The sequence below is a fragment of the Tessaracoccus yangjingae genome, from assembly GCF_054483935.1.
The window spans coordinates 2,269,090-2,288,898 of record NZ_CM137014.1; the positions used below are offsets into that span (position 1 = coordinate 2,269,090).

General features: G+C 69.9%; 18 protein-coding genes. 12 read left to right on the forward strand and 6 right to left on the reverse strand.

Annotated features, from left to right (window positions below):
* Positions 1 to 7 precede the first annotated feature (7 nt).
* Positions 8 to 205: an antitoxin gene (locus ACX1D3_RS10105; protein WP_458993759.1), complete on the reverse strand. Its 198-nt coding sequence runs from the start codon at positions 203 to 205 to the stop codon at positions 8 to 10.
* Positions 206 to 289: 84 nt separating this feature from the next.
* Between ACX1D3_RS10105 and miaA the strand changes: the two genes are divergently transcribed.
* The 4 genes from miaA to ACX1D3_RS10125 all read left to right on the forward strand — a co-directional run bounded on the left by miaA (position 290) and on the right by ACX1D3_RS10125 (position 5,532).
* Positions 290 to 1,243, forward strand: coding sequence for a tRNA (adenosine(37)-N6)-dimethylallyltransferase MiaA (miaA, locus tag ACX1D3_RS10110; RefSeq protein ID WP_458993760.1), 954 nt, complete (start codon positions 290 to 292; stop codon positions 1,241 to 1,243).
* Positions 1,230 to 2,045: a diaminopimelate epimerase gene (gene dapF / locus ACX1D3_RS10115; protein WP_458993761.1), complete on the forward strand. Its 816-nt coding sequence runs from the start codon at positions 1,230 to 1,232 to the stop codon at positions 2,043 to 2,045. Before miaA ends, dapF begins: the two co-directional genes overlap by 14 nt.
* An 84-nt stretch (positions 2,046 to 2,129) precedes the next feature.
* Entirely contained in the window at positions 2,130 to 3,554 is a 1,425-nt protein-coding gene (gene hflX, locus ACX1D3_RS10120) for a GTPase HflX (RefSeq protein WP_458993762.1), read from the forward strand.
* A 67-nt stretch (positions 3,555 to 3,621) separates the two neighbouring features.
* Positions 3,622 to 5,532 carry an ATP-dependent DNA helicase gene (locus tag ACX1D3_RS10125; protein WP_458996523.1) on the forward strand — a complete coding sequence of 637 codons (1,911 nt, stop codon included), beginning with the start codon at positions 3,622 to 3,624 and terminating at the stop codon, positions 5,530 to 5,532.
* Positions 5,533 to 5,539: 7 nt separating this feature from the next.
* On the opposite strand, the gene lexA is transcribed toward ACX1D3_RS10125, so the two are convergent.
* On the reverse strand, positions 5,540 to 6,274 hold the full coding sequence (lexA, locus tag ACX1D3_RS10130; protein ID WP_458993763.1) for a transcriptional repressor LexA: 735 nt from the start codon (positions 6,272 to 6,274) through the stop codon (positions 5,540 to 5,542).
* 199 nt (positions 6,275 to 6,473) lie between these two features.
* Between lexA and ACX1D3_RS10135 the strand changes: the two genes are divergently transcribed.
* The 4 genes from ACX1D3_RS10135 to ACX1D3_RS10150 all read left to right on the forward strand — a co-directional run bounded on the left by ACX1D3_RS10135 (position 6,474) and on the right by ACX1D3_RS10150 (position 10,956).
* Complete coding sequence (locus ACX1D3_RS10135) at positions 6,474 to 6,806, forward strand: hypothetical protein (RefSeq protein ID WP_458993764.1); 333 nt, start codon at positions 6,474 to 6,476, stop codon at positions 6,804 to 6,806.
* 178 nt (positions 6,807 to 6,984) lie between these two features.
* On the forward strand, positions 6,985 to 7,500 hold the full coding sequence (gene nrdR / locus ACX1D3_RS10140) for a transcriptional regulator NrdR (protein WP_458993765.1): 516 nt from the start codon (positions 6,985 to 6,987) through the stop codon (positions 7,498 to 7,500).
* 52 nt (positions 7,501 to 7,552) lie between these two features.
* Positions 7,553 to 10,408: a vitamin B12-dependent ribonucleotide reductase gene (locus ACX1D3_RS10145; protein WP_458993766.1), complete on the forward strand. Its 2,856-nt coding sequence runs from the start codon at positions 7,553 to 7,555 to the stop codon at positions 10,406 to 10,408.
* A 137-nt stretch (positions 10,409 to 10,545) separates the two neighbouring features.
* Positions 10,546 to 10,956 carry a pilus assembly protein CpaE gene (locus ACX1D3_RS10150; protein ID WP_458993767.1) on the forward strand — a complete coding sequence of 137 codons (411 nt, stop codon included), beginning with the start codon at positions 10,546 to 10,548 and terminating at the stop codon, positions 10,954 to 10,956.
* A gap of 9 nt (positions 10,957 to 10,965) precedes the next feature.
* Here ACX1D3_RS10150 and ACX1D3_RS10155 read toward each other — a convergent pair whose 3' ends face one another.
* The gene (locus ACX1D3_RS10155; RefSeq protein ID WP_458993768.1) at positions 10,966 to 12,897 is read right to left on the reverse strand and encodes an oxidoreductase; all 1,932 of its coding nucleotides are present in this window, start codon (positions 12,895 to 12,897) and stop codon (positions 10,966 to 10,968) included.
* Positions 12,898 to 13,033: 136 nt separating this feature from the next.
* On the opposite strand from ACX1D3_RS10155, the gene ACX1D3_RS10160 reads away from it, so the two are divergent.
* A complete protein-coding gene (locus ACX1D3_RS10160; RefSeq protein ID WP_458993769.1) occupies positions 13,034 to 13,831 on the forward strand; it encodes a sulfurtransferase in 798 nt (265 codons plus the stop codon).
* Positions 13,832 to 13,927: 96 nt separating this feature from the next.
* The gene (ilvD, locus tag ACX1D3_RS10165; RefSeq protein ID WP_458993770.1) at positions 13,928 to 15,766 is read left to right on the forward strand and encodes a dihydroxy-acid dehydratase; all 1,839 of its coding nucleotides are present in this window, start codon (positions 13,928 to 13,930) and stop codon (positions 15,764 to 15,766) included.
* A 15-nt stretch (positions 15,767 to 15,781) separates the two neighbouring features.
* Here ilvD and ACX1D3_RS10170 read toward each other — a convergent pair whose 3' ends face one another.
* Genes ACX1D3_RS10170 through ACX1D3_RS10180 form a run of 3 tightly spaced genes read right to left on the reverse strand, consistent with a single transcriptional unit; the run spans position 15,782 to position 18,399 of the window.
* On the reverse strand, positions 15,782 to 16,927 hold the full coding sequence (locus ACX1D3_RS10170; RefSeq protein WP_458993771.1) for a magnesium and cobalt transport protein CorA: 1,146 nt from the start codon (positions 16,925 to 16,927) through the stop codon (positions 15,782 to 15,784).
* 39 nt (positions 16,928 to 16,966) lie between these two features.
* Complete coding sequence (locus ACX1D3_RS10175) at positions 16,967 to 17,452, reverse strand: DedA family protein (protein WP_458993772.1); 486 nt, start codon at positions 17,450 to 17,452, stop codon at positions 16,967 to 16,969.
* Positions 17,453 to 17,493: 41 nt separating this feature from the next.
* Positions 17,494 to 18,399, reverse strand: coding sequence for an AEC family transporter (locus ACX1D3_RS10180; protein WP_458993773.1), 906 nt, complete (start codon positions 18,397 to 18,399; stop codon positions 17,494 to 17,496).
* A gap of 76 nt (positions 18,400 to 18,475) precedes the next feature.
* Between ACX1D3_RS10180 and ACX1D3_RS10185 the strand changes: the two genes are divergently transcribed.
* Positions 18,476 to 19,363, forward strand: coding sequence for a T3SS (YopN, CesT) and YbjN peptide-binding chaperone 1 (locus tag ACX1D3_RS10185; RefSeq protein ID WP_458993774.1), 888 nt, complete (start codon positions 18,476 to 18,478; stop codon positions 19,361 to 19,363).
* Between the two features lie 39 nt (positions 19,364 to 19,402).
* Positions 19,403 to 19,807 (forward strand): pyridoxamine 5'-phosphate oxidase family protein, encoded by a 405-nt coding sequence (locus ACX1D3_RS10190; protein WP_458993775.1) that lies wholly within the window; start codon positions 19,403 to 19,405, stop codon positions 19,805 to 19,807.
* The last annotated feature ends 2 nt before the right edge of the window (positions 19,808 to 19,809 follow it).

Here is a 19,809-nt window from a genome sequence, read left to right on the forward strand (position 1 = left end):
CAGCGGTTCAGGCCTGGGCCGGCGGTTCCTGGTCCCCGGTCACGTTGTCCAGCTGGTCGTTGGCGAAGTCCTGCGCCTGATCGACCTGGGCGGCGTACTGGCCGCCGGTCTTCTCGTCGACGAAATCGCCGGCCTTGTCAATCGCGGCCTCGATCTGCTCCTCGTGCTGCTTGGCGAGGTCTCCGATGTTGTCGAACAGTCCCATGGCGGGTTCCTTTCCTTGATGGTGCCTCAAGGATGACGTGTCCAGGGGTGCATCCGCAGCGATTGGGGGTGGCAGACTGGCGAGGTGCCCGTGCCTCTGATCGTCCTCGTCGGACCGACGGCGACGGGCAAGTCCCGCCTCGCCGTCGACCTGGCCCTCGCGCTGGCCGCCTCCGGCCGCCCGGCGGAGATCGTCAACGCTGACTCCATGCTCGTCTACCGGGGGATGGACATCGGCACCGCGAAGCCCACCGAGGAGGAGCGCGCCGGGGTGCCGCACCACCTCATCGACATCGCCGAGGTGACCGAGAAGGCGTCCGTGGCGGACTTCCAGGCCTCGGCGCGCGCGGTGATTGCTGGGCTTCGGGAGCGCGGGGTGATCCCGATCATGGTGGGGGGCTCGCCCCTGTACACCCGCGCCATCGTCGATCACTTCGACTTCCCGGGCTCCGACGCCGACGTGAGGGCCAGGTGGGAGGCCGAGCTCGAGGCGGTGGGGCCCCATGAGCTGCACCGTCGGCTGGCCGAGATCTCCCCCGAGTCGGCGGCCAAGATCGAGCCCGGCAACGGCCGGCGCACGGTGCGCGCGCTGGAGGTGGCCGAACTGACCGGGGGGCATCGCCCCCACCTGCCCGAGTGGACCTACGAGCTGGAGGACGTGCACCAGTTCGGGCTGAACCTCGAGCGGGAGGCCCTCGACGCGCGCATCGACCAGCGCGTCGACGACATGTGGCGATCAGGCCTGGTCGACGAGGTGCGACGTCTCCTGGACCACGGCCTGCGCGACGGGGTGACCGCCGTGCGCGCCATCGGATACCGGCAGGTGGTGGACCACCTCGACGGACTCATCACCTCTGACCAGGCGAGGGAGGCGGTCAAGGCCGCCACCCGTCGGTTCTTCCGCAGGCAGCTGGGCTGGTACCGGCGTGACCCGCGCATCACGTGGCTGGACGCAACGGCCCCAGACAACGTCGCGGTGGTGCTCTCGGCGCTAGGATTGGCCCACCAGGCGGGAGGGGGTCACGGTGCGGCGATTTAGTTTCCACAAGGGCCACGGCACGAAGAACGACTTCATCATCCTCGACGACTCCTACGGCATGCACGACATGCATCCGCAGTTCATCCAGGTGGTGTGCGACAGGCGCTCCGGCATCGGAGCCGACGGCGTCATCAGGGTGGTCCGCGCGGGCAGCATGCGCGAGTGGCAGGGCGAGCCCAACCTGTGGTTCATGGACTACTACAACGCCGACGGGTCGGTGGCCGAGATGTGCGGCAACGGGCTGCGCGTCTTCGCCAGGCACCTGATCAACGAGCAGCTCGTGGAGTCGGGGTCGTTCGACGTGGCCACCCGCGCGGGGGTCAAGCATGTGGAGGTCGCCCGCCACGGGCTCATCAGCACCGACATCGGCAGGGCCACCCTCGTCGACGAGGCGGTCACCGTCCGGCAGGGCGAGCGCACGTGGCCCGCGGTGAAGGTGGACGTGGGCAACCCCCACGCGGTGGTCTTCGTCGAGCGGGGGGTCCTGGACGAGCTCGAGCTGCATCATGCCCCCGTCTGGGAGCCCGCCGCGGCCTATCCCGACGGCGTCAACGTCGAGTTCATCCACATCGAGTCGCCCGGCCGCCTGCGGATGCGGGTGCACGAGCGCGGGGTGGGGGAGACCATGAGCTGCGGCACCGGGGTGGTCGCTGCGGCCGCCGCCTACCGCGCGCGCACCGGCTTCGAGGGCCCCATCGTGGTCAACGTGCCGGGGGGCGAGCTGTCCGTGGATCTCACGGGGGACGACGCGCGGCTGACCGGGCCCGCCGTCATCGTGGGTCGCGGCGAGTTCTGGATCTGACCGGCACCTCTGCCCCGTGGGTTATCCACAGGGGAGAGGGGGCGGCTTGGTTCGGTGCCCACCGGCTGGGACAATGGCCGGACGATGACTGAACACTCACTTGACCAGGAACTGGACCTCGACGCCGAGGTCGAGACGGATTTCGACGGGGAGCAGGAAGAGCTTGCGGCCCGGCATTCGCTGCGCCGCGTGGCGGGCATGCGCACCGAGCTCGAGGACGTCACCGAGGTCGAGTACCGGCAGCTCCGCCTCGAGCGCGTGGTGCTGGTGAGCGTGTGGACCTCCGGCTCCCAGGAGGACGCGGACAACGCCATGGCCGAGCTCACGCTGCTGGCGGAGACCGCCGGCTCCGAGGTGCTCGATTCGCTCGTGCAGCGGCGTACCCACCCGGACCCGGCCACCTTCATCGGCCGCGGCAAGGTCGACGAGCTGCTCGAGGTGGTCCGCGCCACGGGGGCGGACACCGTGATCTGCGACGGGGAGCTGGAGCCCGCTCAGCTGCGCAACCTCGAGGACCGGGTGAAGGTCAAGGTTGTGGACCGCACCGCGCTGATCCTGGACATCTTCGCCCAGCACGCCAAGAGCGCCGAGGGCAAGGCCCAGGTGGAGTTGGCGCAGCTGCAGTACCTCAAGCAGCGGCTGCGCGGCTGGGGCGGCAACCTGTCACGCCAGGCCGGCGGCCGTGCCGCCGGAGGCGCGGGCATCGGCGGCCGCGGCCCCGGCGAGACCAAGATCGAGACTGACCGTCGCCGCATCCGCACGCGGATCTCCATCCTGCGGCGCAAGCTCCGCGAGATGGACGCCACCCGCGAGGGCAAGCGGGCGGAGCGTCGCCGCAACCAGGTGCCGTCGGTGGCCATCGTCGGCTACACCAACGCCGGCAAGTCCTCCCTGCTCAACCGCCTCACCGGCGCTGGGGTCCTCGTCGAGGACGCCCTCTTCGCCACCCTGGATCCCACCACCAGGCGCACCGAGACTGCCGACGGCCGGGTGTACACCCTCACCGACACCGTCGGCTTCGTCCGGCACCTCCCGCACGACCTGGTCGAGGCCTTCCGCTCCACCCTCGAGGAGTCGGCGCAGGCGGACCTCCTCCTCCACGTCGTCGACGCGTCGGACCCGGACCCGGAGGGGCAGATCGCCGCGGTCCGTACGGTCCTGGGGGAGATCGGCGCCCTCCAGGTGCCCGAGCTGCTGGTCCTCAACAAGGCGGACGCCGCTGACGAGGCCACCATCCTCGCCCTGCGCGCCAACCACCCTGATGCGCTCGTGGTCTCGGCGCGCACCGGTCGGGGCATGGACGAGCTGCGTGCTGTCGTCGACGAGCGGCTCCCGCGGCCGGAGGTCGCCTTGACGGTGCTCGTGCCCTACGAGCGCGGAGACCTCGTGGACAAGGTGCACAAGACGGCGGTCATCGACTCTCTGGAGCACACCGGCGAGGGCACGCTGATCACGGCACGGGTCCGCGGGGACCTGGCGGACGAGCTGGCGGCCTTCGTCCGTGACTGACCACTCCCGCATCCTGGCGGCGGCCGTCGGTGAGATCCACGGGCAGGCCCGGCCAGGTCAACAGGCGATGGCAGATGCGGTGGCGGATGCTCTGGAGAGCGGCGTGCACCTGCTCGTCCAGGCCGGCACGGGCACCGGCAAGTCACTCGGGTACCTGGCCCCGGCGCTGGCCCGGTGCGTGGACACCGACCAGCGTCTGGTCGTGGCCACGGCCACCCTGGCGCTCCAGGCCCAGCTGGCCACCAAGGACATCCCCACCGCGCTGGACGCCGTCGAGGAGGTCACCGGCACGCGCCCCAAGGCCGCCATCCTCAAGGGCCGCACGAACTACGCCTGCCTCTACCGGGCGCGCTCGGGCGGCCGGCCGGAGCAGGACTCGCTGGTGGGCAGCACGGCCCTCGCCGAGGCGGCCTCGCCGTCGGACGACGTGTCCAAGCTCGGCATCGAGGTGCTGGCCCTGCGCGAGTGGATCGAGGAGGAGGCGCAGCGGAAGGGCCTGGCGGACCGTGACGACGCCCCCTCCCACACCGCCCGAGGATGGGCACAGGTCTCCATCCCCACCCGGGAGTGCCTGGGCGTGGCCACCTGCCCGTTCGGCGCCGAGTGCTTCGTCGAGGCGTCCCGTGAAGAGGCGCGCAGCGCTCAGCTGATGGTGACCAACCACGCGCTGCTGGCCATCAACGCGATGCACGGCGGCACCGCCCTGCCGGAGCACGCGGCGGTGATCATCGACGAGGCGCACGAGCTGGTGAGCCGCATCACCACCGCCGCCACCGACGAGCTCACCCCCGGCGTGGTCGAGCGCACGGCGCGACGCGCCCTGCCCTGGCTCGACGACGATCTTGGCGTGGACTTCCTGGACCAGGCCGATGTGCTGCGCGAGGCGCTCGCGGAATCGGAGCTCACGCGGATCACCGCCGGCTCCGCGCCCCTGCCCTACGCGGCCGCCCAGCTCCGCGACGTGGCCCGGAGGGTGGTCAGCGCGCTCGGGAAGGTCACCGATGACGCTGAGCGGCTGCAGGCATCCGCGGCGGTCAAGGAGATCTTCGACGTCGCCGAGCGGATCGCGAAGCTGTCCGAGGCGGACGTGGTGTGGGTCACCGAATCCGACATCCTCGGCCGCGCAGCCTACGTGGCGCCGCTCAACGTGGCCGGGCTGCTGCGCAACCAGGTGTTCGCGGAGACCACCACGGTGTTGACCTCGGCCACGCTCGAGCTCGGCGGCTCCTTCGAGGCTGCGGCCAGCTCGATGGGGTTGAACTACAACGACAGGCTCACCGACGACGCAGACCCCCCCGACGAGTTCGCCTGGCGCGGCGTGGACGTGGGCTCGCCGTTCGACTACAAGCGCCAGGGCATCCTGTACGTGGCGAAGAGGCTTCCGCCACCGGGCCGCGACGGCATGAACGAGGCCACGTTGGCCGAGATCGCGCAGCTGATGTGGGCGGCGGGCGGCCGCACGCTCGGGCTGTTCTCGTCGCGCCGCGCCGCCGAGCAGGCCGCCGAGTACTGCAGGCGGGAGCTCCCGGACCTGGCGCTGCTGTGCCAGGGCGACGCACAGCTCTCCGAGCTCACCCGCACCTTCGTCGCGGATCCCGGCACCTCGCTGTTCGGCACCATGTCGCTGTGGCAGGGCGTCGACGTGCCGGGCGAGACCTGCCAGCTCGTCATCATCGACAAGATCCCCTTCCCACGCCCGGACGATCCGCTGATGCAGGCGCGCAAGAAGGCCGTCGACGACGCCGGGGGCAACGGATTCATGCGCGTGGCGGCCTCACACGCCGCACTACTCCTGGCCCAGGGGTCCGGCAGGCTGATCCGTCGGATGGAGGACAGGGGCGTGGTGGCCGTGCTGGACCCCAGGCTGGTCACCAAGCGGTACGGCGACTACCTGCAGTCCTCGCTGCCGGGATTCTGGATGACCACCGACGGTGACGTCGCGGTGCAGGCGCTGCGACGCCTCCGAGGCGCCGAGTAGCAGCGGCCTAGAGCCTCCGTAGGACCGCGACCACCTTGCCCATGATGGTGGCGTGCGTGCCGTCGATGGGGGAGTAGTCCTGGTTGTGCGGCAAGAGCCACACCTGCCCGTCCTTGCGCTTGAACGTCTTGACCGTTGCCTCGTCGTCGAGGAGGGCGGCCACGATGTCGCCGTTGTGGGCGTCGGGCTGCTGGCGCACCACCACCCAGTCGCCGTCGCAGATGGCCGCGTCGATCATGGAGTCCCCGCGTACCTCGAGGAGGAACACCTGGCCGTCTCCCACGAGCTGCTTGGGGAGGGCGAACACGTCCTCCACCTGCTCCTGGGCGAGGATGGGGCCGCCGGCCGCGATCCGGCCGAGCAGGGGCGCGGTGACGGAGCGGGGGGTGGCGTCGAAGCTCTGGGTGGCGTCCATCTCGGCCTCGCCGGGCATGGTCACCACCACGGCCCGGGGGCGGTGCGGATCCCGGCGGAGGAACCCCTTCTCCTCCAGCACCTTCAGCTGGTACGTGACGCTCGACGTCGAGGCGAGGCCCGCCCGCTGGGCCACCTCGCGGATGCTCGGGGGGTAGCCGACCTCCTCGATGGACTGCTGCACGACGCGCAGGATGGCCAGCTGCCGGGTGGTGAGGCCGTATGAGTTCTCGGGGCCGTCCGGGAAGGACGCGATGTTGCCGAACTCGGCCTCGATGGATGCGTTCGTGGGGCGGCCCCGCTTGGGGCGTTTCGTCTCATCAGCCATGAGCACAGCCTACTGCGGCCGCGAACGTGTGTTCTAAATGCGGCCGGTGTGTCGCGCATGCCGCAGAAACTGTCAGTGGTCGGCGATGGACTGTGCAGGTCGCCACGAAGAGGCGCCCGGCTAGAACGGGTGTTTCATTCGGGCGGCGGATCCGCTAGAGTTCATATCGAACAGACGTTCTACGAGGAGTGAGGTTGCCATGACCGCCACCAGCACGGTTCGCTTCCAGGTTGTCGACGCGGGCGCGCGTCGGGTCGTCACCGCCGCGCCGTCAGGCCGCTCCGCGCAGGTCGGCCCGCAGGCCCACCCCGCCAGGCCCGTCGCTCCGGGGAGGGTAGGCGCCGTTGCCTCCTGCCAGGTGTCGCGGCCGGCACGCGTGTCTCCGCTGCTGGCGGTGAAGGTCGCGGCGGTGGGCCTGCTGGCCGCGGTCGGTGTCGCGGTCACGGGCGCCCAGTTCGTCAGCATGGCCCAGTCGGACCCGGCCGTCCGCTACGTCGCCGGGGATCCCGCCTGGGCGCACGTCTCGCCCTGAATCCCGCGGATTCCGGCTGGATCCATGGGCGTTTCGCCCTTGCCTCTGCGCCACGCCGCGCCTAGGCTGTCCCTATATCTAGTAGTTGCAGCGGTGTCATTTCCCTACAAGTTGTGGTCTCGGCCATAGCGTGGCAAGGTTGGCCCTCCGCTGTCGCCCCAGGGAAGGTCCGCCGGTCATGCACTGCCCGTTCTGCCGCAACGCCGACACCAAGGTGTCGGATTCGCGCGCGGCAGACGACGGTTCGGCCATCCGGCGGAGGCGGTTCTGCCCCGTCTGCGAGCGCAAGTTCACCACCGTCGAGCAGATCGTACTGACGGTGGTGAAGCGTTCCGGCGTGGTCGAGTCGTTCTCCCGGGACAAGGTCATCAAGGGCGTGTCCAAGGCCTGCAAGGGGCGGCCGGTGACGGCTGCACAGCTGGCCGCGCTCGCCCAGCGCGTCGAGGAGTCACTGCGCTCGTCGGGCCAGGCGGAGATCCCGGCCGAGCAGATCGGTGTGGCCATCCTCGGCCCGCTCGAGGAACTGGACTCCGTGGCCTACCTGCGCTTCGCCAGCGTGTACAAGAACTACGACTCAGTGGACGACTTCCAACGCGAGATCGACCTGCTCCGGCTCAGCGCCTCGGAGAAGGAACTCCGCGCGGGCGCGGTCCCCATCGAAGTCGCGTCGGCGCAGCAGCCGCTCATCAGTTGACACACATTCAGCAGCATCACCCAGCACACCAGGAAGATCGAGGGGAAGAACTATGACCACGACAGCAGCAGCACGCGCCACGCGAACGAAGGGGTCCGCGCAGGGCAAGGGGCTCGTCATCGAGCGCGTGTTCACCAAGCAGGGTGTCCACCCGTACGACGAGGTGGAGTGGGACCGCCGCGACGTGGTGCAGACCAACTGGCGCACCGGAGAGACGGTCTTCGAGCAGCGTGGCGTCGAGTTCCCCTCGTCCTGGAGCGTGAACGCGTCCACCATCGTCACCACCAAGTACTTCCGCGGCGCCCTGGGCACCCCGCAGCGTGAGGACAGCCTGCGCACCCTCATCGACAGGGTGGTGAAGACCTACGCCAAGGCCGGGCGGGACTACGCCTACTTCGCCTCCGACGAGGACGCCGAGGTCTTCGAGCACGAGCTCACCTGGATGCTGCTCAACCAGTACTTCTCGTTCAACTCCCCGGTCTGGTTCAACGTCGGCACCCCCTCCCCGCAGCAGGTCAGCGCCTGCTTCATCCTCAGCGTCGACGACTCGATGGACTCGATCCTCAACTGGTACAAGGAGGAGGGCTTCATCTTCAAGGGCGGCTCCGGCGCAGGGCTCAACCTGTCTCGCATCCGCTCGTCGAAGGAGCTGCTCAGCTCGGGCGGGACGGCCTCCGGGCCCGTGTCGTTCATGCGCGGGGCGGACGCGTCGGCCGGCACCATCAAGTCCGGCGGCGCCACCCGGCGTGCGGCGAAGATGGTGGTGCTGGACGTCGACCACCCCGACATCGAGGAGTTCGTCCAGACCAAGGCCCGCGAGGAGGACAAGATCCGCGCCCTGCGCGACGCCGGCTTCGACATGGACCTCGGCGGCAAGGACATCACCTCGGTCCAGTACCAGAACGCCAACAACTCCGTGCGGGTCACCGACGAGTTCATGAACGCCGTCGAGGCCGGCACCAGCTTCGGCCTGCGCTCGCGCACCGACGGTTCGGTCATCGAGGAGGTGGACGCCAAGGACCTGTTCCGCAAGATCGCCACGGCGGCCTGGGAGTGCGCGGACCCCGGCATCCAGTACCACGATCACATCAACGACTGGCACACCAACCCCGTCACCGGCCCCATCACCGCGTCGAACCCGTGCTCGGAGTACATGAGCCTCGACAACTCGTCGTGCAACCTGGCCTCGCTGAACCTGCTCAAGTTCCTCAAGGCCGACGGCACCTTCGACGCCGAGCTCTTCGTCAAGGCGGTGGAGCTCATCATCACGGCGATGGACATCTCCATCTGTTTCGCGGACTTCCCCACCGAGCCCATCGGCGAGACCACCCGCAACTTCCGCCAGCTGGGCATCGGGTACGCCAACCTCGGCGCGCTGCTCATGGCGATGGGCAAGGGCTACGACACCGACGGCGGGCGTTCGACCGCCGCGGCGATCACGTCGATCATGACCGGCACGTCCTACCGTCGCTCGGCCGAACTGGCCGCCGTCGTCGGCCCGTACAACGGCTACGCGCTCAACGCGGAGGCGCACCAGCGCGTGATGCGCAAGCACCAGGCCGCCAACGACGACCTGCGCGTCCTGGCGGACGACCGGGCGCTGCACACCGTCGCCACCCGTGAGTGGGACCGGGTGGTCACGCTGGGTGCCAAGAACGGCTTCCGCAACGCGCAGGCGTCCGTGCTGGCGCCCACCGGCACCATCGGCTTCATGATGGACTGCGACACAACCGGGGTGGAGCCGGACTTCTCGCTGGTGAAGTTCAAGAAGCTCGTCGGCGGCGGGTCCATGCAGATCGTCAACCAGACCATCCCGCGGGCCCTGAAGCGCCTGGGCTACAGCTCCGAGGAGATCGACGGCATCGTCGAGTTCATCGGCGCCAACGGCCACGTGATCGGCGCCCCCGGCCTCGCCGCGGAGCACTACGAGGTGTTCGACACGGCGATGGGCGCGCGCTCCATCAAGCCGATGGGCCACGTGCGGATGATGGCGGCGGTCCAGCCGTTCCTCTCGGGCGCCATCTCCAAGACGGTGAACCTGCCCGAGACGGCCACGGTCGAGGAGATCGAGGACGTCTACCTCCAGGGCTGGAAGCTGGGCCTGAAGGCGCTCGCGGTCTACCGCGACAACTGCAAGGTGGGCCAGCCGCTCTCCGACGGCAAGAAGGAGACCAAGGAGGAGAAGAAGGCCGAGCCCGAGGTCCGCATCGAGTACCGCCCCAAGCGCCAGCGCCTGCCGAAGTCGCGTGCGTCGCGGACCACCAGCTTCGCGGTGAGCGGCGCCGAGGGGTACATGACCTCCAGCGCCTACCAGGACGGCCGCATCGGTGAGGTGTTCCTCAAGCTCGGCAAGCAGGGTTCAACCCTGGCCGGCGTCATGGACGCCTTCTCGATCGCGGTGTCGATCGGCCTCCAGTACGGCGTGCCGCTGGAGAGCTTCGTGCAGAAGTTCACCAACCTGAAGTTCGAGCCCGCCGGCATGACCGACGACCCGGACATCCGGATCGCGCAGTCCTTCATGGACTACATCTTCCGTCGCCTCGCGCTGGACTACCTCAGCTTCGACGACCGCGCCGAGCTGGGCATCTACACGGCCTCGGAGCGGGCCCGCTACGTCGAGACCGGCTCCTACCTCTCCGAGGAGGACGAGGCCGCGATGCCGGAGGCGGTGTCGCTCCGTAACGACGCCGGGGACAACTTCAAGGTGGACGGCGCCCGCCAGCCCTCCCTGATCGACGCCCCGTCGCCCTCGGACTTCAGCACCGCGCACACCACGGCGGAGCTCATGGAGTCGCTGACCGGCCGCGAGGTGGACGCGCCCCTGTGCATGACGTGCGGCACGAAGATGCGGCCCAGCGGCTCGTGCTACGTGTGCGAGGGCTGCGGTTCCACCAGCGGCTGCAGCTGACCAGCTGCGCACCGCGCGGCAACGCTCCGTGACGAGGGGGCGCGCACCTTATGGTGCGCGCCCCCTCGCGGCGTTCCTTGCGTCGACCGGCACAATGGGCATGCAGGAGAGCAGCCCGAATCGATGAGGAGCCGAAGATGATCTCAGTGCGCACCGCCGAACGCCTGGCGGAGTCGGGGATCTCGTGGCGGCCGGGCGAGGGGGACCGGTTCGTCGTCCGGGCCACCGACCTGGAGAACGAGGTCTTCACCCTCGCCAACATGGTCGTCGAGGCCCGGGAGCACTCCACGGGGACCCTGCTCGCGTTCAACGGCACCACCGAGTGGGCGCTGGACTCAGTGCCGGCGGACAAGGCGCTGTGGCTGCCGCGGGAGGACCAGCTGCGGGACCTGCTCGGCGGCACGTTCCGGTCGTTGGGCCGCTCGACGACGGGGGAGTACGCCGTCGTGATCGAGATCCCGGGCCAGCCGGCGCGCTCCTTCATCGACGACGACCCCGCGGAGGCCTACGCGGCCGCGTTGCTCGCCCTGGTCGAGGCGACCCGCTGAGCGCTCCCTCTAGAGGGAGTAGGCGAGGACGTACGCGTCGTTGATGGCGTCGCCCACCTTGCGCGGCGAGACGCAGTCCCCGACTGGGTGCACCTTCGGCCCCAGTGCGGCGAGCGCCAGCGGCAGCGAGGTCGCGGGCCGCACGCCGAAGGCGGTGACGACGGTGTCGCATGCCAGCAGCACCTCACCCTCCGGCCCGCTCGCCACTACGCCCTCGTCGGTGACCTCGCGCACGGTGTGCCCGGTGAGCACGCGGACGCAGTACTCATCCAGGGAACGGAGGAGCGAGACCCGGTTGAGGAACAACATGTCCCGGGCGATCTCGTCGACCATCTCCACCAGCGTGACCTCGTGACCGTCCTCCGCGAGTTCGAGGGCGAGGTCCGCCCCGGAGAGCCCGCCACCGCACACCACGACCCGCCGGCCCGGCCGGCCGCCCGTGTGGGCCTCGATGACCTCCATGACATTCGGCTTCCCGATGCCCGGGATCGGAGGGACGAGCGGCGACGAGCCCGTGGCCACGATCACCTCGTCCGCCTCCGAAAGCTCCGGCGAGTCCGGGCCGATCTCGTGGCTGAGGTGCACGGTCACGTTGGCCAGGGGGGCGAGTTCGCCCGCCCACCAGTCGATCATCTTGCGCAGCTCGCGCTTGAAGTCCGGCGTGGCAGCCGGGAAGAGCACGCCCCCTAGGTGGTCCGCCTTCTCATAGACGTCGACGGTGTGGCCACGCAGCCCTGCCACGCGGGCCGCCTCCAACCCGGCGGGCCCTGCGCCGACGATCGCGATCCGCCGTGGCGTGTCTGTGCGCGTGATGCGCCACTCGTGCTCGTGACTGACCTCGGGGTTGACGGCGCAGCCGAGTGCCTTGCCGTTGAACGCGTTGCCGGTGCACAGCTGGTTGCAGCGGATGCAGGGGCGGATACGCGACTCCTCGCCGGCCTTGATCTTCACGATGATGTCCGGGTCTGCGATGAGTCCTCGTCCGATGCCGATCATGTCCGCCACGCCACGAGCCAGCAGTTCCTCGCCGTTCGCCGGGGTGATGTTGCCGCACGCCGCGACCGGGATGCCCACGTGGGGCTTGACCGATTCCGCCGCGCTGACCATGCAGTTGTCGCCGAGGTAGTACGGCGGGAAGACGTAGTCCATCGCCTCGTAGGAGCCGTCGTCGCAGATGAGGAGGTCCACCCCGGCGCGTTCCAGTTCCTGCACGATCGGGATGGTCTCCTCGGCGGTGCGGCCGCCCGGGAACCGGTGGTTGACGGAGATCCGGAAGCTCACGGGGAGGCCCGGCGCGTTCTCCTTCACCGCGGCGATGGCTTCCGCGGCGAACCGGCAGCGGTTCTCCACCGAGCCCCCGTACTCGTCGGTGCGGCGGTTCCAGCATGAACTCATGAACTGGTCCACCAGATAGCCGGTGTGGCCGTGGATGTCGATCATGTCCGCACCTGCCTCGAAGGCGCGGCGGGCGGCCCGGCCGGTGTCGGCGATGATCGTCGCGATCTCCTCGACCGTCAGCGGTGAACAGATGACGGAGGGGTCGAAGAACCAGGTGTTGTCCGACGAGGAGCGAGGCTCCATGTCCAGGCTCTGGCAGTACTGGTTGTTGCGGCCGAGGCCCATCGTCAGTTGGAGGGCAAGCTTCCCGCCGGCGGCATGCACAGCGTCGGCGATGGCCTTGATGCCCGCCGTGTGCTCGTCGGTGTCGATGCGGGCCAGGCCTGGCGCGATCGGGTCGAAGGTGCCGGAGACGAAGTTGATGCCCGTCATGACCAGCCCTGTCCCGCCCTTGGCGCGCGCTGCGTAGTAGGCGGCCTCGGCCGGCGTCGACTTCCCGTCGTGCGTGCCGAGTTCGGTGCCCATCGGTGTGAGCAGCAAGCGGTTGTCGAGGGTCAGGCTGCCGATCGTGATGGGTGACAGCAGGTGAGCGAAGTTCGTCATCGAAGCCTTCTTCCGGTGTCGCGGCTGACTGAACCCACGTTAGTTCGTGACAAAGTCGTCGCCTTGTCCGGGGTCGGGTCCTCGCGGGCGCAGTGTCCGCCTCAACCCCGACATGGCCGGGGAATAGGCTGTGCACGTGATTCCTCCCGTGATCGACCTGGACTGGCTCGCGGCGCATCCCGACGCGATCGTCGCCGACGTGCGGCACTACCTCGATGGGCGCTCAGGCCGCGACGCCTACGCTGCCGGGCACATCCCGGGGGCGGTGTTCGTGCCCATGGACGACGTGCTGGCAGACCCGCCGTCGCCGCACCGCGGGCGGCACCCGCTGCCGGACCCGGCCACCTTCGCAGAGGGGCTGAGCCACCTCGGCATCGGGGGCCGCGACACCGTCGTGGCCTACGACGACGCAGGCGGGGCCATGGCTGGACGCCTGGTCTGGCTGCTGCGCATCCTCGGCCACGACGCCGCCCTCCTCGACGGCGGGCTCCAGGCCTGGGAGGGCGACCTGAGCACCGACACGCCGCGACCCCTCCGCGCCGAGTTCCCGGTAACCTCCTGGCCCGACGCCGCCCTCGCCGACATCGACGACGCCGCCGCCGGCGCGTTCGTGATCGACGCGCGCGGCGCGGAGCGGTTCCGGGGCGAGACGGAGCCGATCGACCCCAAGGCCGGCCACATCCCCGGCGCCCGCAACTTCCCGATGACCGGCAACCTCACCGACGACTGCCGATTCAGAACCCCAGATGAGCTCCGGGAACGGTTCGCCGGTGTCGACGACGCGGCGGAGGTCATCTCCTACTGCGGGTCCGGGATCACCGCCTGCCACAACCTCATCGCGATGGAGCACGCCGGCCTGGGCCGGGGTCGGCTGTACTCGGGCTCGTGGAGCCAGTACAGCCACACCTCGCGCCCGGTCGCGACGGGGGAGTAGGCAAGGACGGGCGCCCCGCGGCGTAAGACGGCCACCCCCGGGGCAGGACCTGCCGGGTATCCTGAGCGGATACGTCCACGCCCTTGGAGGATCCCCATGCCGGCACTCCGGTCCCGCACCACCACCCACGGCCGCAACATGGCGGGCGCGCGCGCCCTCTGGCGCGCCACGGGAATCACGGACTCGGACTGGGGCAAGCCGATCGTGGCCGTGGCCAACTCCTTCACCCAGTTCGTGCCCGGCCACGTCCACCTCCGCGACATGGGCAAGCTCGTCTCGGAGTCCATCGCCGAGGCGGGCGGCGTCGGCCGCGAGTTCAACACCATCGCCGTCGACGACGGCATCGCCATGGGCCACGGTGGCATGCTCTACTCGCTGCCCAGCCGCGAGCTCATCGCCGACTCCGTCGAGTTCATGGCCAACGCGCACTGCGCGGACGCGCTGGTGTGCATCTCCAACTGCGACAAGATCACCCCCGGGATGTTCCTCGCAGCCCTGCGGCTCAACATCCCGGCCGTGTTCGTCTCCGGCGGACCCATGGAGGCGGGCAAGGCAGTGGTCCACGACGACGGCGTGGTGAAGTCGCTTGACCTGGTCGACGCCATGGTCTCGGCCGTGGACCCCAACGTCACCGACGACGAACTCAGCCGCATCGAGGAGAACGCCTGCCCCACCTGCGGATCGTGCTCCGGCATGTTCACCGCCAACTCGATGAACTGCCTGCTTGAGGCCGTCGGCCTCGCGCTCCCCGGCAACGGTTCGACGCTGGCCACCGCGTCGGCGCGCAAGGGCCTCTTCCAGGAGGCCGGGCGCCTCGTCGTCGAGCTGTGCCGGCGGTGGTACGACGAGGAGGACGCCTCCGTCCTGCCCCTGTCCATCGCCACCAAGGCCGCCTTCTCCAACGCCATGAAGCTCGACGTGGCCATGGGCGGATCAACCAACACCGTGCTGCACCTGCTCGCCGCCGCGCAGGAGGCGGGGGTCGACTTCACCATGGCCGACATCGACGCCATCTCCCGGGTGACCCCCTGCCTCGCGAAGGTGGCCCCCAACTCGGCGAAGTACTACATGGAGGACGTGCACCGCGCCGGCGGCGTGCCCGCCATCCTCGGCGAGCTGTACCGCGGCGGCAAGCTCGACGACACCGTCACCACCGTGCACTCGCGCACCATGCGGGAGTGGCTGGAGGGCTGGGACATCCGCAGCGGCAAGGCCCGGCCGGAGGCCATCGAGCTGTTCCACGCCGCCCCGGGTGGCGTGCGCACCACCGAGGCCTTCTCGTCGACGAACCGCTGGGAGAGCCTCGACACGGACGCCGAGGGCGGCTGCATCCGGTCTGTGGAGCACCCCTACACCGTCGACGGCGGCCTCGCGGTCCTCACCGGCAACCTCGCGCCCGACGGCGCCATCGTCAAGACCGCCGGCGTGCCGGAGGACCAGTGGGAGTTCACGGGCCGGGCCGTCGTCACCGAGTCCCAGGACGACGCGGTGGAGGCCATCCTGGGCAAGCGGATCCAGCCTGGCGACATCGTGATCGTCCGCTACGAGGGCCCCAAGGGCGGGCCCGGCATGCAGGAGATGCTGTACCCCACGTCGTACCTCAAGGCGCTCGGCCTCGGCCCCAAGTGCGCGCTCATCACCGACGGCCGGTTCTCGGGTGGCTCGTCGGGCCTCTCCATCGGCCACGTCTCGCCGGAGGCGGCCTCGGGCGGCGCCATCGGGTTGATCGAGGACGGCGACACCATCACCATCTCCATCCCCGACCGCGCGCTGACCCTCAACGTGGACGAGGAGACGCTCGCCGCCCGGCGGTCCGCCCAGGACGCCGCCGGCTGGGCGCCGAAGTCCCGCGAGCGTGAGGTCTCCACGGCGTTGAAGATCTTCGGGATGCTGGCGCAGTCCGCGGACAAGGGCGCGGCCCGCAAGCTCGCGTGAGTGTCGCGGTGAGGGCTACAACCAGTCCTTCAGCTTGAACACCGTGTACATCGCGATGCCCGAGGCGAGCATGAGGACGAGCGCCAACGGGTAGCCCCATGCCCACTCGAGCTCCGGCATCGCGGCGAAGTTCATGCCGTAGGTGCCGGTGACCAGGCTCGGCACGAACAGCACGCCGGCCCAGGCCGCGATCCGTCGGGTCTCCTCGGCCTGCTTGAGGCTGGCGGCGGTCATGTTGCTGATCTCCTCGTTCTGGCGCTGCGCCTGGAGCGAGATGTTGAGGTCCAGCGTGCCCTTCAGGGTCTCCCGGAGGGCGTCGACGCGCTCGATCATGGCGATGGCGTGGTCCTCGATGTCGCGCAACTCCTGGCGTCGGCGCTCGCCCGCGGAGGCGAACACGCGGTCCGCCCGGACGCCCTCGATGATCTGCTTGAGGGGGCGGACGGCCCGCTGGAAGTCGATGACCTCACGCGAGAGCTGGTAGATCCGCCGCGACACTCTCGAACTGCCCGTGAACACCTGGGTCTCGATCTCGTCGATGTCGTTCTCGATGCCCATCGCGACGGGCGTGTAGTCGTCGACGATGCCGTCGAGTAGGCGCAGCAGCACCACGCTCGGCCCCTTGGCGAGCACCGACGGCGTGGCCTCCAGTTCCTTCCGGACCCGCGTCAGGTCGGGCGTCTCCGAGTGCCGCACGGTGACCACGAACCGGTCGCCGACGAAGGCGTGCACCTCGCCGAAGTCGACCGTCTCACTCCGGTCGATGTACTGCGCCGCCCGCAGCACCAGGAACAGCACGTCCTCGTAGCGCTCGAACTTGGGCCGCTGGTGGGCCGTGATGGTGTCCTCGACCGCGAGCGGGCTGAGCCGGAACTCGGCGGCCAGGAGCGCCATGTCGGAGTGTCGCGGCCGGTACAGGCCGATCCACGCGAAGCCCTCGGGATGCTCGTCGAGCAGGTTGAACGCCTCGTCGAAGGTGGCCGGGGTCGCGATCCGCCGACCGGCCACGTAGATGCCCGCGTCGACGATGGACGTCACGCCGGTGCGGGCGGAGTTCCGGTCCGGCTCCGGCTCGGCGACGGGGAGGGCAGGCGCGTCCGGGACGGTGGGCCGGAGGCGCAGCGAACGCAGCAGACGGTCGGTGCGACCCGTATCGGCCATGGCGTCTCCTCGCGGGAATCAGGTGCGACGCCGGCGAGCCTACTCCGCCGGGGCGGCCACGGGTGTCCGGTCGCGGCGCGCGACCGCCCAGGCGACCCCCGCCACGGCCAGCGCCAGCAGCGTCACCGTCAGCGCGGGGGACCGCTCCCAGAGCGCCACCACCGCCACCCAGCCGATGAAGCCCACCGTGCCGTACATGAATGCCCACATCAGGCAGCCGACCGTGACGGCGGGGAGGTAGCGGCGCAGCGGCATCCGGGCCACCCCGGCGGCCAGGTTGACCATGGTCTGGATCCCGATGGTGAGGAACGACAGCGACACGGCGGGGGCGCCCCACCTGTTGAGCCAGCGGGCCCCGGTGGCGTAGTGACGGGACTCCAGCAGCTTCACCCATCGGCTCCGGCTGGCTCCCGCGGCTATCGCTCGCCCCAGCCAGTAGGTGCCGTTGGCGCGCAGCATCACGATGACGAAGAGAGCCAGCACCACGACGCCGAACGGCGCGTCCCAGGTGGTGGGGTCGAACATGGCACTCCAGGAGTCGATGGCGGAGCGCCCAGTCTACTTGCTCACCGGAGAAGGGCCCCGGCCGCGACGATGACGGGGATGCTCAGCAGCATTGACCACAGCGTCGTCGCCTGGACGAGCCGGACCCCCACCTGGTAGCGCACGGCGTGGACGAACACCACCTGCGCTGTCGGGAGGGCGGCCAGTACCACCGCGGCCCGCAGCGGTGTGCCGGAGAGGCCGAGCGCCAGCGCGATGAGCAGCGCGAGCCCCGGCACCAGGAACGACTTGGTCACGATGGCGGCGACCGCCCTGCGCGACAGCCGACGTGGGAGCGGCGACGAGTGCAGCGACATCCCGAACGCCAACAGCATCGCGGGGACGCCGAGATCGGCGAGCAGCGTCAGGGGAGCCCAGATCAGCCTCGGCGGCTGCCACGCGAGCAGGTTGAGGGCCAGGCCGGCCAGCCCGCCCAGCACCAACGGGTGGGTCGCGAAGCTGCGCAGGACGGACCTGCCCCTGCCGGCGGGCGAGGACTCCAGGACCGCCACGGCGCTGGGTTGCAGCACCAGCACCTGGAGCAGCATCGCCGGCGCCGCCCACGCCGGGTCACCGAGCACGAAGACGGCGATGGGGATGCCCAGGTTGCCGGCGTTGACGTAGCTGGTGGCGAGGTAGCCGATGGCGGCCTCGGCACGGCCGGTGCGCCACCGTCGAGCCATGACGAGGGCGAACGCGAGGCCCCCGGAGACGCAGGCGCCGCCGAACGCCACGACATGCCACCCCAGCAGAAGGTCGAGGTCCGCCTCGGCCACGGCCACGAGCACCAGCGCCGGCTGCCCGACGAAGAAGGCCACGTCCCCGAGCGCACGCTGGCCGGAGCGGCCCACCACACGGGCGCGCGCGAGCATGAACCCGACGGCCATGACGATGCCGATCGTCGCGAACCCCTCGAGCGCCGCCCACATGCCGCACAGCCTACGGTCGCGGCGCACGTGCGGGACTTCGGTGTTTGCTAGGTTGACTCGCGAGGAGGTGATCCCATTGGCCGACTACCGCGACTTCGACTTCGACGCCACCCAGCGGCACGCGTGGGCGGAGTTCACCCTCCGCCTCGACGAGGTCCTCTCGGTCATGGACGCCACCGGGGACCTGACGATCTCCGTGGCGAACACCGATGCGGCCGTGGTGCGGCCCGGGCTCCGGTTCTCGATGGTCCGCCCCCTCGTGGTGGGCGCCTTCGTGATCGGCTCGGACCAGGGCACCCCCACAGATGCGGAGGAGGACGCGCTCCGCGCCCTCGGTTGGAGCGAACCCGACGAGACGTCCTCGGACTTCCACACCGAGTTGGACCAGGAGAGCTCCGCGACCCTGGCGGACCTGGCCACCCGGACACTCACCGGTGTCTTCGGCGTGCTCCACCCCGTCTTCCTCCACCCGGACCAACTCGCGGAGATCCTGCAGGGGGAGACGCCATGGGCGCCGCTGACCCCCCGGAAGCTGTCGCGCGAGGAGACCTCGGTGATGCCGGGTTCCAGGGCCGAGCTGGACTCCCTCGTGGACGAGGAGCTGCGGCGCGTCTACCGGCACCCGCCCCTGCGCAACGACCTGGGGGACGTCGCCATCCGCGTCGGCTCCACGATGGTATTCCTCAGGTCGACGCCGGACGGCGAGGAACTCGTCCTCTTCGCCGCCCTGGTGCACGACGTGACCGGAAGGTCGCGGGCCTGCGAGGTGCTCAACGACCTCAACGTGGAGTCGCGCTACGGGCGCTTCGCGCTCCACCGGGACCGGGTCTTCGTCCAACTCTCGGTGGCAACCCAGCCGTTCGTCCCGGCGCACCTGCACCAGGCGCTGTTCGCCCTGAGCCAGATCGCGGACGCCATCGACGACGAGCTGGCCACCAAGCTCGGTGGCCGCACCACGTTCTGACACCCGCGGACACCCCTGGATGACCACTACAGTTGACTCATGATGACCGAGCCGCAGCCCGTGACCTACTTCTCCCGGCTCGACGCCGAGGAGTGCTGGGCGCTGCTGGCGGAGTGCGAGGTGGGTCGCATCGCGTGGGTGTCGGCGGAGGGGATCTCCGTGGTGCCCGTCAACTTCCGCGTCGTCGACGGCGTCATCGTCTTCCACACCACCCCCGAATCCTTCCTCGCCGCGCTGGAGAAGAGCACCGACGTGGCCTTCCAGGTGGACGAGATCGACCCGGAGACGGCCACGGGATGGACGGTGCTGGTCCGCGGCACCAGCGGGCCGGCCGACGGGAGTGTGACCAGCATCAGCTGGCTGGAGGGTGGTCTGGCGCTGGGACTTGCGATCACCGCCTCGACCATCGCCGGCCGCGTCGTCTCGGGAAGCATCAAGAGTTAGGA

What these genes read in the sequence shown, in the direction of transcription:
- ACX1D3_RS10105 (WP_458993759.1), bottom strand. Translation starts at nt 205, where the DNA reads ATGGGACTGTTCGACAACATCGGAGACCTCGCCAAGCAGCACGAGGAG.
- hflX (WP_458993762.1), top strand. Translation starts at nt 2,130, where the DNA reads ATGACTGAACACTCACTTGACCAGGAACTGGACCTCGACGCCGAGGTC.
- ACX1D3_RS10125 (WP_458996523.1), top strand. Translation starts at nt 3,622, where the DNA reads ATGGCAGATGCGGTGGCGGATGCTCTGGAGAGCGGCGTGCACCTGCTC.
- lexA (WP_458993763.1), bottom strand. Translation starts at nt 6,274, where the DNA reads ATGGCTGATGAGACGAAACGCCCCAAGCGGGGCCGCCCCACGAACGCA.
- ACX1D3_RS10135 (WP_458993764.1), top strand. Translation starts at nt 6,474, where the DNA reads ATGACCGCCACCAGCACGGTTCGCTTCCAGGTTGTCGACGCGGGCGCG.
- nrdR (WP_458993765.1), top strand. Translation starts at nt 6,985, where the DNA reads ATGCACTGCCCGTTCTGCCGCAACGCCGACACCAAGGTGTCGGATTCG.
- ACX1D3_RS10145 (WP_458993766.1), top strand. Translation starts at nt 7,553, where the DNA reads ATGACCACGACAGCAGCAGCACGCGCCACGCGAACGAAGGGGTCCGCG.
- ACX1D3_RS10150 (WP_458993767.1), top strand. Translation starts at nt 10,546, where the DNA reads ATGATCTCAGTGCGCACCGCCGAACGCCTGGCGGAGTCGGGGATCTCG.
- ACX1D3_RS10155 (WP_458993768.1), bottom strand. Translation starts at nt 12,897, where the DNA reads ATGACGAACTTCGCTCACCTGCTGTCACCCATCACGATCGGCAGCCTG.
- ilvD (WP_458993770.1), top strand. Translation starts at nt 13,928, where the DNA reads ATGCCGGCACTCCGGTCCCGCACCACCACCCACGGCCGCAACATGGCG.
- ACX1D3_RS10170 (WP_458993771.1), bottom strand. Translation starts at nt 16,927, where the DNA reads ATGGCCGATACGGGTCGCACCGACCGTCTGCTGCGTTCGCTGCGCCTC.
- ACX1D3_RS10175 (WP_458993772.1), bottom strand. Translation starts at nt 17,452, where the DNA reads ATGTTCGACCCCACCACCTGGGACGCGCCGTTCGGCGTCGTGGTGCTG.
- ACX1D3_RS10180 (WP_458993773.1), bottom strand. Translation starts at nt 18,399, where the DNA reads ATGTGGGCGGCGCTCGAGGGGTTCGCGACGATCGGCATCGTCATGGCC.
- ACX1D3_RS10190 (WP_458993775.1), top strand. Translation starts at nt 19,403, where the DNA reads ATGATGACCGAGCCGCAGCCCGTGACCTACTTCTCCCGGCTCGACGCC.